Origin of the sequence: Pseudomonas sp. 3296 (assembly GCF_031456615.1) — a bacterium.
In the GTDB taxonomy this organism is placed as follows: Bacteria; Pseudomonadota; Gammaproteobacteria; order Pseudomonadales; family Pseudomonadaceae; genus Aquipseudomonas; species Aquipseudomonas mucoides.
Map to the genome: position 1 here is coordinate 1 of NZ_JAVDUY010000009.1, position 11601 is coordinate 11601.

Annotated in this window: 9 protein-coding genes; 1 reads left to right on the forward strand and 8 read right to left on the reverse strand. The window is 54.2% G+C overall.

Annotation, left to right across the window (positions count from 1 at the left end; translation table 11 throughout):
- The 8 genes from J2X66_RS23765 to J2X66_RS23800 form a co-directional block, all read right to left on the reverse strand.
- Positions 1–1829 (reverse strand): histidine kinase dimerization/phospho-acceptor domain-containing protein (locus tag J2X66_RS23765; RefSeq protein WP_310269321.1); only part of this gene is annotated, 1829 nt, incomplete at its 3' end.
- 91 nt (positions 1830–1920) lie between these two features.
- The gene (locus J2X66_RS23770) at positions 1921–3141 is read right to left on the reverse strand and encodes an EAL domain-containing response regulator (protein ID WP_310269324.1); all 1221 of its coding nucleotides are present in this window, start codon (positions 3139–3141) and stop codon (positions 1921–1923) included.
- Between the two features lie 168 nt (positions 3142–3309).
- Positions 3310–4368, reverse strand: a complete 1059-nt coding sequence (locus J2X66_RS23775) for a fimbrial protein (RefSeq protein ID WP_310269327.1) — start codon at positions 4366–4368, stop codon at positions 3310–3312.
- Positions 4369–4621: 253 nt separating this feature from the next.
- Complete coding sequence (locus J2X66_RS23780) at positions 4622–5779, reverse strand: fimbrial protein (RefSeq protein ID WP_310269330.1); 1158 nt, start codon at positions 5777–5779, stop codon at positions 4622–4624.
- An 8-nt stretch (positions 5780–5787) separates the two neighbouring features.
- Complete coding sequence (locus J2X66_RS23785) at positions 5788–8376, reverse strand: fimbria/pilus outer membrane usher protein (protein ID WP_310269335.1); 2589 nt, start codon at positions 8374–8376, stop codon at positions 5788–5790.
- Positions 8377–8524: 148 nt separating this feature from the next.
- On the reverse strand, positions 8525–9295 hold the full coding sequence (locus J2X66_RS23790; protein WP_310269338.1) for a fimbria/pilus periplasmic chaperone: 771 nt from the start codon (positions 9293–9295) through the stop codon (positions 8525–8527).
- Between the two features lie 94 nt (positions 9296–9389).
- Entirely contained in the window at positions 9390–9932 is a 543-nt protein-coding gene (locus tag J2X66_RS23795; protein ID WP_310269341.1) for a fimbrial protein, read from the reverse strand.
- Between the two features lie 351 nt (positions 9933–10283).
- On the reverse strand, positions 10284–10745 hold the full coding sequence (locus J2X66_RS23800; RefSeq protein WP_310269344.1) for a GFA family protein: 462 nt from the start codon (positions 10743–10745) through the stop codon (positions 10284–10286).
- A gap of 171 nt (positions 10746–10916) precedes the next feature.
- On the opposite strand from J2X66_RS23800, the gene J2X66_RS23805 reads away from it, so the two are divergent.
- Complete coding sequence (locus J2X66_RS23805) at positions 10917–11588, forward strand: GntR family transcriptional regulator (RefSeq protein WP_310269347.1); 672 nt, start codon at positions 10917–10919, stop codon at positions 11586–11588.
- The last annotated feature ends 13 nt before the right edge of the window (positions 11589–11601 follow it).

The following is an 11601-nucleotide window of genomic DNA, read 5'->3' on the forward strand; positions in this document are numbered from 1 at the left end:
GTAAACTTCACCGCGTTGCTCAACAGATTGTTCAGCACCTGCTGTAGACGGTTGCGATCCCCGATAAACAAAGGCAGATCCGGCTGCAAACAACAATAAAGCTCCACGCCTTTTTTTCGCGCCAGCGATACGAAACTTTTGCCCACAAATTGTGCCAATTCAATCAGGTTGAATTGCCCCAACTCCAATGTGAGCTGACTTGCCTCAATCTTGGAGAAATCCAGAATGTCATCGATGATATGCAGCAGGTTACTGGATGAGTGCTCAATGGTACTCAGATAGCCTCGCTGTTGCGGTAATAACGCAGTATTTGCTAGTAACTCCAGTGTGCCCAGTACGCCGTATAACGGGGTGCGAATCTCGTGACTCATCATCGCCAGGAATGTTGATTTGGCCGCATTGGCCTCGTCGGCGGCTTCTTTGGCGGAGGCTTGCATCAACTCCGCATTCCTGCGTTCGCTGTCATCGACAAACGAACAAAAAAGCACCGGCTGGTCGTTGTATTGCAACTCCGCCAACGAAATACGAATGTACCGGGGTGTATTTTCATTGGTGGTGAACGTTGTCACCCCTGTGCGATAGGGCGCTTCACCCTCTGCTAGCGGAATGCTCATGAAAAAGTCGCGTAGGCTTGCACGGCAACCGCCCATTTCAACGTATGACGCGAGCATTGCCTTGGCTTTCTCACTCTGAACCAATAACGCTCCACTTTCCCGGTTGAATACACAGATCCCCACCGGTGCTAACTTCAGCATCGTACGATTGAACGCCTCTCTTTCAATAAGTTGCGCGGCCTGCTCTTGGGCAGGAAGAAACACTGCGTGTTTTACATACCGCATGACAACAAATGCAGACACAACTGAGACTGCAAAAAACAAAAATCCGAAAACCATCGAATAACGTATCTGCCACAACACATCACTATAACTTGCATAATAAACAATCCAGCGCTGACGGCCTCCCAACTCTTTCTTAAATGACAGCTTGAATACAGGAGCACCATAACTTGCAAAGCCATCACCCTTTCTGCTTAGCACCTGCAAAAAATCATTATTGCGGTGGCTCCTCAATTCCAGTTCTGGAACACCACTCACCATGCGACCGTTTTCATCCAGAATCAGGTACTTTATCCCCAGTTCCGGAGCCGCATTCATTTCGGTCATTATTGATGCCTGAACGTGCGCATGTGGCACTTCTAGTCCGAGCCAGGCATTGGGCATCAGTCGAGGCGAAATCGGCTCAAAGATATATGACTTTTTCTCGCTACCTGCCCCTAACTGAAAGACGCGCGGTCCATTTCCCGCGTGACTTAGAGCATCAACATCCGACAATTTTTCAGACACTGCCTTCAACTGATCACTCTGCTTTGGGTTCGATTTTAAAACATAACGTGCAGCACCTGTCGTCCGATCCATATAAATAATATTTACATTTGACTCACGAAGTTCCTGACGCGTTTGCGCAGACAGCCTCAGAACGCCTTTACGACCGTCGAGCGCCGGTAACGACTCAAAATAAAAACTCTTTCTTTCCGAATGTGATACGGAATCAGTCGAACGCGATACAAAGTCGACATCCTTGATCATCCCGGCAAGCAGGAGTTCATTTTTCTCAAAAAAATCACGACTTTGAGTATAACCGTTATTAAAATTCTTACGATATTCTGAAGTTTCTGACATCACCGAGGCATATAAATACATCGCGACAGCACCCAACACACCGAGTACAAATGCCATCGACAGGCAGCCAATCAATTTATAAGCAAATCTTGGATGAAATATCCAATTATTGCGAAGTCGTTGAGTATGAGTATGTGAATGCTTGATCATGGCGAAATACTATTCGCCAAACCGGTCTTCTTGAATGAGAGGATTCTTATACTCGGCCCAGCATCATGAAATAGTCAGTTTCGACACACCCTCACCCAAGCAATCGCTGGGCCAGTGCAGACTCCGCCATCGGTTTACTGAACAGATAACCTTGCACGGTACCGCAACCCAGCTTTTTAAGTAGTTCCAGGTCCCGAAGATCCTCTATACCCTCTGCAACCACTTTTATATTTAGCCGCTTCGCCAACGCAATACTGCTTTCAAGCGCCACTTGAGCCACAGGGCTTTTATGTGCCCCGTGAACAAATACACGGTCAATCTTTATTTCATCGAACGGAACTGACATCAAATTCAACAACGACGAGTAACCGGTTCCATAATCGTCAATTGATAATTTGAAGCCTTTAAGCTTGAGCCGTGCCGCGCCTGCCAGGTAGTCACTGAAATCGTCAGTCTCCGTCGTCTCGGTCAACTCCAGCATCAAGGTTGCCGGATCTCCCCCACAGTGCTCGACTATTGCAAGCAACCGTTCGGGTAGCGACTCCTCAGAGAGGAGTGAAACAGGAATGTTAAATGACAAGGTGAGCGGCCAGCCCATCTTGCGCCAGGCGGCTTGAGCTCTCAGTGCTTTCTCCAACAGGATTGAATTCAAATGGTTGATCCATCCCGAGGAGATGATCGTACTCAAAAACACCGAAGGTAGCAGAACGCCCTTGGTTGGATGATTCCAGCGCGCAAGCACCTCAACTCCAACGATCCTGGAGGTCTCGATATCATGTTGCGGCTGATACCAAGCGGTGAATTGTTTGCCGATCAAGCCTTCCAGCACATCAACAGAGTCAGCGGGCATCGGGGTTGCGGCACCGCCTGGTGAATTCAATTCCGGCGAACGGCGTATACGATCGAAACGACGCATTGCCGCACTGAGTTCGCCGGTATTAAGCGGCTTGCTCAATGCGCTCAATTGCCTGAAACCCAATGAGGTCGCCAGTCGTTCTACCAACTGAATAAGTGAGACCGGTTGCGACGAGAGAACGACTAGATCCGGTTTTTCGTTCAGTTCCGCCAGACGCTTGATAAACACAATCCCGTCCATGTCGGGCATGGCCAGATCGCAGATAACCAAGTCGTAGCGCTTGACGCTCAACATCTCTAACGCCTGAATACCATTCGAAGCACACGCCACCTCAACACCGATGTCTGTGCGCAGTTGTTGCGCCACGTATTCACGTTGGAACGCATGATCTTCGACCAGCAGTACGGAGGTCGAACCAGCCCTTACCGAAATGTTTGTTACATCACCCTGACTCATACATTGCCCTCGCTAGGTATCCGCTACTGATAAAGATGCCTGCTCATGCTTTTCAGCAGCATGTAGGCAAGATCCACATTCCCCCAGCCTAAGCAGTGGTCTGACGAGTAAATATGAGACAGTTCGCAATATGGATTCCCCCCTACGACATGCCAGAGCTCGCAACCTTTATTGATACTGAATAGTGAATTCGATCAGTGAGTTAGCCGTGCCAGCAGTGACACTGGCCTGCGTCTGGTAGTAAGCCGCGTCCAACCCGATCTGATAATTACCAGCCATGCCGGTATAACCGGCAAAGCGTGTGTTCACGTCAAAGCCGACCACCAACCCAGTTCCCGTCGTAGAGAGTTGAAGTCCGATGCCAGTGGCCACCCCGGTCCCCGGGGTCAACTGTGCGATGCCGTTCGTGCTCGCCCCGACACTGCCACTGACCGGATGCAAAGAGAACATGATCGCGCCCATACCTGCCGGACAGCCTGTCAGCGGGAGGGTGAAACTGCGTTTCCCGGCAGTGGTGCCAATCCCCTTGAACTCCGACGCTGCATGTATGCCCATGCTCACCGGTACGTTGGTCGTGGGGGTACAACCGAGTACCGGAAAGGTGGATTTGAGTTGAGTGAATACAATGTTGTTGGTGCCAAATGTGGCCCCGTTGTATTGGATGGTAGCGGTGCCGATTGTCATACCGCCTTGCGCTACCAGCGTGCTTCCTGCAGCGATGGTGCCGATCTTCACGTAGCGCGCACTAATGGCAATACCGATATCCGTTGGTTGATACGCCATGGAAAAGTTCCAGGCTGGCGCTGAATTGTTATACGCATTCGTCAATGGCACATCGGTGGTTGGCTCATAGACTGTACCGGTGTAGTTACCCGAAGCATCCGCAGTCCCGTAGATCGGATGCCATTGAAACACGATGCCGAGCCCGGCAACCCCGGTTTTAAAGACGCTGTAAGTGACGCCATCCAATGTCAGAGATGACGGCGAGGCCAGTTGTCCGGTGCCCATGAGCTGCGGTCGCAGCACATCGCCAGAGGAGGCATAGCACCACCAGTTACGGTAAGTTTTGCTGTACGCAGACCAGTCGCCAATCCAGCCATTGACAGGCACATCTGCAGACGTGGTGATGACGCCACCGCCCGCAGTAATGGGTATGTTAGGGTCCAGCGCATAACCGCCCCCGCACTGATACGCCTGTGCGATACCGCAACTGAAGATCAGCAACACCGCGAGGATCCAACGTTGAAGTCTAATGCGAAGAGCCAGTGTCGATATAGGCAGCCTGACAACGGCCAGTTTCAAATTGAAGGTCTGCACAAGAATGATCTACCCCTCGACCGGATTAAGTAGCCCGTATCGCAGCGCCGGTATCTGTTGCGATGGGTTGACGTTCCTCAGACTAGGCTTTGGCCTGACTCGGAAAAATGAGACATTTCGCAATATGGCCCCTCCCTGCCAAACAAGTCTCTGAGCCGTTCTTCTACTGGTATTGAATAGTGAATTCGATCAACGAATTGGCGCTGCCAGCAGTGACACTCACTTGTGTCTGGTAGTAAGCCGCGTCCAGCCCGATCTGATAATTGCCAGCCGCACCGGTATAGCCGTCAAAGCGAGTGTCCACGTCAAAGCCCACCACCGTACCGGATCCCGTCGTTGAAATTTGAAGTCCGATACCAGTGGCCACGCCCGTCCCGGGAGTCAACTGTGCTATCCCGTTCGTGCTCGCCCCGACACTGCCACTGACCGGGTGCAAAGAGAATATGATCGCGCCCATACCTGCCGGACAGCCTGCCAGCGGGAGGGTGAAACTGCGTTTGCCGGCAGTGGTGCCAATCCCCTTGAACTCCGACGTTGCATGGATGCCCATGCTCACCGGTACGTTGGTCGTGGGAGTACAACCGAGTACCGGAAAGGTTGATTTCAGCTGGGTCAAGGTGATGTTGTTCGTGCCGAACGTTATCCCGTTGTACTGAATCGTAGCGGTTCCAATGACGGTATTGCTTCGAGCTACAAGGGTGCTTCCTGCAGTGATGGTGCCGATCTTGACGTAGCGTGCACTGATAGCAATGCCAATATCGGTGTATTGACTTGGCAGCTGGAAAGGCCAGGGAGGTGCTGCTGAGGTGTACGCATTAGTCAATGGCACATCGGTGACGGGCTCATAAACCGTACCGGTGTAGTTACCCGAGGCATCGGCAGTCCCATAGATAGGGTGCCAATGAAACACGACGCCAAGCCCGGCAACCCCGGTCTGGAAAACGGCGTAGGTGACGCCATCGAGCACCAGGGATGACGGGGAGGCGAATTGCGTGCTCCCCTGCAATTTAGGTCGCAGATTGTCCCCGTTGGAAGCGTAGCACCACCAGTTTCGGTAGGTTTTGCTGTACGCGGACCAGTCCCCGATCCAGCCGTTGACAGGCACATCTGCCGAAGTGGTGATGACACTGCCACCAATCGTGACGGGAATGGCAGGGTCGAGCGCATAGCCGTCCCCGCACTGATAAGCCTCAGCGACGCCACAACTGCGGATCAACAACGCCACGAGGATCCAGAATTGTAGAAGAATGCGAATAGCCAGTGCCGGCTTCGGGTGTCTGACCACGGCCTGTTTCATATCGTTAACTTGCAGGCGCATCATCTACCCCATCATTGATTCGGTTTGGTGGTCAACATCTCAACGTTGGTGTCCGTCGCGATTGGTTGGCACATCGCACTAATGGCTACCGGGCTCGGCTCGTCGCCCTTGACCACTGGCGGCAATTGATAATCCACTCGACAGGCATGCGGACTTGAGTCACTCCACTTGACGCTCAACTCTCCCTTGTCAGCTTTCAGGCCTCGTGCAATGAGGCGCCCGCCTTGTGCGACCGTACCGATAGTGCTGCCATCTGCCGCGAACACTTGCGCACCGAATGGCAACGACTTGCCTTGCGGCGTGGTCAATCGCAGGAACACCGCACGACCGTTGTTGGTGGTTTCAAACTTGAGCTTGACCACGGCCCCTGCGGTCGGCGCCACCTGCTCCATGGTTGACTTCATTTCTACGTTGACGGGCAAGCCTTTTGGATCGATTTCCACTTGATTTCGCGCATATGGCGTCAGGCTCGACACCACCGCATGTCCCCATGGATCGACGCGTAAACCGCTGGCATTGGTGATGCGCGCACCGATGGCATCATCGGCTTCCACGATTGCGCTGGTCTCTCCCAGGCTTGGCGTAAACACCACACCGCCGTCATAAGCCACAACTCCGCCGGACATGCTGGCCCCCACCTGGCTGTAACTGCTGCTATGGCTGACACTGCCGCTGACGCGAGCCATTGAAGAGGTGTAGCTGGCATTGCCGCCCATATTGGTACTGCCGGAGGTGTCCCGACTGTCGCTACGGTTGGCGTTCATCCCGTAACTGAAATTGTTGTCCTGGCCCAAAGTGCCACTGACCCCTTCCTGGACACTGCTATTACCGCTAGAGCTCTTCTGCACAGTCGTTGTCGAGTAGAGCGGGTGCTCCCCGGACCCAAGGGCAAATCCAATGGTCAACATCAGTGTGTTGTCCCATCTGTCATTGGTGACATCCAACTGTCGGGAAGCCGAAACGCTGTAACTCACTTGTTTGTAGTTGTTGTTGTAGCCGAACTGGTATTGCACATCGCGACCGCTGCGATCCCAGTAGTCCTGGCTGGAACCCGAGGCATAGAAGCTGCCGTAGCCTTCAGGCAGACTCTGGTTGACTGTGACTTGCATTTGCCCGCGACGATGCATTTGCGAGTCCCAGGTCTGGGGCGTGCCCTTGCGTTCGGCATCGTTCAGCATCACCGCATCCTGAAAATCGAGGTAACCGCTGCTTGAATAGCGGTAGGCGGCGACGGCAATGTTGGTATTGGTCGGTGCCAGGAGTTTGCTGTAGCTCAAACGCACGCTTTGGCCTGCCTGGTCAGGCTGGTTGTACAGCTGAGCCACGGCATGTGTGATATCCACACCGAACGCACCGAGACCGGTATTGAGCGCCATGCCGCCCAGAGCCGCCGAATAACCATCTGCGGCCCTTACACCTCCGTACCCGGTGAGCATGTTGGTAAACCCGTGCTGAAGCGTGCCCTGCATCAACCAGGGCGCCTCGTCAACGCCCGGATTGTCATACTTGCCACTGGTGAAACTGTAGCGTGTGACGCCCTCGCGAACAGAGTTTACCGGTGCGGCATACGGCACTTTGGAGAGGTGTACGCTACCGTCTGCTTCAGTCACCACGACGTCTAGATCACCGCCGTAACCGGTGGGATATAGATCGTTGATTTCGAAAGCGCCAGGGGCAACGTTGGTTTCGTAAATGAGATTGCCGTTCTGGCGGATCTGTACCACCGCATTGCTGCGGGCAATACCGTGAATGATCGGTGCGTACCCGCGCTGAGAATCGGGACGCATACGATCATCGGTCGCCAGTTGCACACCTCGGAAACCGACACTATCGAACATGGAACCATCGGTGTATGCCTGACCGATCACCAATTGGCTATCCAGCGGTGCCACCGAGCGCTGCAGATTGGTCTGGATACTTTGATACTTGCCACCCAGATAAGGGCTCCGGCTATAGCTACCATCATGGCGGAGCCGCCAGGCACCCACGTTCACGCCGCTATTTAATCCCACATAGCTTTGTGTCGATGAATTGCCCGCTGAGTCACTGCGATACAGGTTTGCGTTGTATCCGAGACGCGCCGCCGTCACGCCCTCATCCCAGAACTGCGGATCGACATAACCGCGCGCACTACGACTCATGGCGACCTGAGGTACGCTGACATCGAGCCGTTGCTCACCAAAGTCAAAGACCGCCGTCGCATCCTGAATCAACGCTGGCAACGCCACGCAGGCGCTCTTCTGGGCCAGAAGCGCGCTGGCTTGCGGGGTGAGTTTTCCAAGGTCTACGTGGATGCGGTCAAGCAAATCACGGTCGAAACACGCCTGTATGTTGTTCTTGTCCTCGCCCACCGCACCCAGAGTAATGTCGACCTTCGCCAGCCAGCTCTTGTTGATATACAAATCAACCCGATACTGTCCCGGCGGTGTGACGTTGCCCTTGCTAAATCGGCTGGTGTCTATCGCCTGAGTCCCGGTACGCAGAAAGTCATTGCTGAACTGGACTTCTTTCGTCGTACTAGCAGGTTCGGCGGCCAATACCAAACCACTGGCGCAAAGAGACAGAGTCAGAAAAGTTATCGAGCCTTGACGAACGAACAAACGAGGACTCACGCGGATTTGCATTGCAGTACTACCGAAATAACAGGAACAGCAAAGCCGTCGCAGCGCTACACGCTACTAGCATTCAGCAATTCCTGAAGTTCTTGGGAAGGGTCAGTCAGCAGTCAGTGACTGCAAGAAGCCCTTGTCACTTGGCTTGGTTGGCAGCACTGATCAAGCCGGCATCACCCTCGGTGATTCCGCCGTAATCATTGATCGCGCGGTAGTGGACTTTGGCATCGACACCCGAAGTGATCTGCCCTTTCAACGGGAAACGGCGCGTCTCGCCAGGCGCGACCATGCCACCGTCCTCAAACGTGGCTGTCTTGCCGCCACTGGAGACATCAACACTGGCGAACGACGCGTGAAAAACGGTTGGGTTGTGCACCTCAAGGGCTGCGCCACCGGCATCCCGAATCAAGCGCCAGGTGAGGCTGCCCGGTGTTAGTGCGGCATCCCCCTTGAGATCGGCTGGCCGGAAGAACAGTTTGATCCGCGAGCGGACTGCAAGCTGAAGGATGTTTTTATCCTCTTTGTCTGCTGCAGGTTTGGGTGGAACCTCAAGAACGTTAAGCCAGAAGACCGACTCTTTGTCCTTGGGCAACGCTTCACCGGTGTAGAAAATGCGCAGCGTCTGGTTCCTTTGCGGATCGAGGCGGGCCAACGGTGGCGTCACCGTAAAGGGAACATCGATTTCGGACGGTTCGGCGTTGGCCTCGCCTTTGTCGACCCACGCTTGAATGAGTGCCGGCTCCTTTCCTTTATTGCTGATTTTCAGAGTGGTTTCGTGCTCTTGCGCGTTATAGATAACCCGAGTTCCAGCAATCACCACCGACGCATTTGCGCAAGAACCAGCCACAAGACCCAGCACCAACAAGCTGGCACCTAGAACGACGTGAAATTTGCTTTTGATATTCATGACCTGTCACTGATGTCGCCTGAGAAAGCTGGATGAACGCGGCGACAACAATCGCGATCATCCGTGTCGATACAACGCTGGCTGATTGTGAGCCTTAGTTGTAGACAATCTCGTACGTCACACTGGAATTCACCGAACCGGCACCTGTGGCACCGCTGGCGAAGTAACGAGCGGTGTAGGTCAGCGTGGCAGCACCCGTTGCATCGGTGGTTTTCAGCGTATCGCCCTGGGCAGCGGCGGTTGCATTATTGAGTGCAATTGGCGCGCTAGCGCTATTGAGTAATTGGACTTGTACGCTGGTCGCCAGACCAGTGTTTTTCAGGCGCCCGGTGGCGCCATCAATGCCGCTGCTTGCCGAACTGAAGAACGCGCGCACAGGAACCGAAGGCGAGCAACCGGTCAATGCGATGCTGAAAGGCGTATCGCCGGCGGTTTGGCCAGCCGCGGCCAAGCTGGTTGTTTGGACTGATGGCAGGGACACGCTAAAGTCGTTGCTACCACCGCCGATGATGCAGGTATCAGCAACGAGCGCACCCGTGAAGGTGATAGTGCCAGTCGTTGGCGCAGCAGACGCGAACTGGGAGGCCATGGCGCTGACGGCGAAGGTTGACGCGATGAGGATTTTTGAAGTTTTCATGATGAGCTCCGGTAGAAAGAAATCGTGTCCTCGTGGACAACGAAGCCAATTTAGTCAGACCGGCGCGACGCAAGTATGAGAGGAATCTCAAAGTTGCTCAGACTCAGGCAGGATAGTTTGTTGACTCAGCATGTATGACATTGAAAGAGTCTTGCTGCATGGCCCAAGAGTCAGTCCCCCTGATCGAATTGAAGGCCCTGCATGCGAAGGGTATCTAGCACCAGTTGATGCTACCCGGTAAAGAATGCCAGGGAGAATCACAAACTCAATTCGTATGAGTGTCAGCAATAGGTTTACGGCCCCTCCTGACAGACAAAAATCAATCCATCCCTCCGCCGGCCAAGCGCTGAGTCAATCACCGTTGACCTGAAGCTTATCCAGAAGACACCCAAGTGACTCTGGGGCTGAACCATGGTTTCTTTCCGAGCGTTGCGCATCCCATGGCATCGCGTCGTCGGTGCAGAAATCGCTAACACACGTTACGCTCAGTTCAACATCGAGAGGTCCAAGCGGAATCCAGAAGTAAGATGTCTCGCGAAGAGCATTTGGCACGGTGGAGCCGCATGGCGAGCAAAAGTCATTTCTGTAACCGCTGGGTTTAAGCCAACGGGTGATCGCGTCTTGTCCTTTTTCCCATCGGAAGTCACGAGCGTTGACCCGTGTGGCGAGGTTGTGGCCGGCCCAGTTTTGTTTGCGGCACAAGGTACAATGGCAGCGGTAGAAGAATCGTGGTTCAACTGCCAGGGAAAAGCGTACGGCGCCGCAAAGACATTGCCCTGATGTCATTTGTATCTCCTTTGAAGTAAGAGTCATCGGTATTTTTCAGCCTGATGCCCCTCGCCACAGGCCAGCGGTTATCCAGGTGGCTCTATTTCCAGCACGAGGCGTGGTGAGCCACGCGCCACACCATCCCAGCTCTTGAAGAAGATCAGCCAAAGAATTTCGTATACCCTATCCCCATCTCACTGCAAACGACCTGCCGACGTGAACCTACCCAAACTCAACGCTCCCGACCTTGGCAATACGCCTTCGACCTCGGAAATCATCACCCGCCATCTGCGGGACGCGATTGTTGCCGGGCATTTTGCCGAAGATGAACCGATTCGCCAGGACGACATTGCCCGGCAGTTCAACGTCAGCAAAATCCCGGTGCGCGAGGCGCTAAAGCGGCTGGAGGCCGAAGGGCTGGTGATGTTCCAGCGCAATCGCGGGGCGATGGTTACGCGGATTTCCGATGCGGAACTGGCGCAGATGTTCGAAGTGCGCATGTTGCTGGAAGACAAGGTGTTGCGCCTGGCCATTCCCAACATGACCGAAGAGACCTTCGCCCGCGCCGAGCGTATCTGCCAGGAGTTCATCGGCGAAGACGACGTCGGGCGCTGGGCCGAGCTCAACTGGGAGCTGCATTCCTGCCTTTACGAGCCGGCGCAGCGGCCGTTTCTGGTGAGTCTGATCCGTTCGGTCAACGACAAACTGGAGCGCTACCTGCGCATGCAGATGAGCCTGTCCGCCGGCAAGGAGCGCGCCGATCACGAACACCGCGAGATCCTGGCAGCCTGCCGTGCCGGGGATGTGGACCTGGCGGTAAAACTGCTGGATGAGCACATTGCCGGGGTCTGCAAAACGCTTTTCGAGCACCTGCCACACTCCCACTGATCGCTGCGGGCAC

Excerpts from the sequence above, each read along its gene's own strand:
- J2X66_RS23770 (WP_310269324.1), bottom strand. The coding sequence starts at position 3,141 with ATGAGTCAGGGTGATGTAACAAACATTTCGGTAAGGGCTGGTTCGACC.
- J2X66_RS23780 (WP_310269330.1), bottom strand. The coding sequence starts at position 5,779 with ATGATGCGCCTGCAAGTTAACGATATGAAACAGGCCGTGGTCAGACAC.
- J2X66_RS23790 (WP_310269338.1), bottom strand. The coding sequence starts at position 9,295 with ATGAATATCAAAAGCAAATTTCACGTCGTTCTAGGTGCCAGCTTGTTG.
- J2X66_RS23795 (WP_310269341.1), bottom strand. The coding sequence starts at position 9,932 with ATGAAAACTTCAAAAATCCTCATCGCGTCAACCTTCGCCGTCAGCGCC.
- J2X66_RS23800 (WP_310269344.1), bottom strand. The coding sequence starts at position 10,745 with ATGACTCTTACTTCAAAGGAGATACAAATGACATCAGGGCAATGTCTT.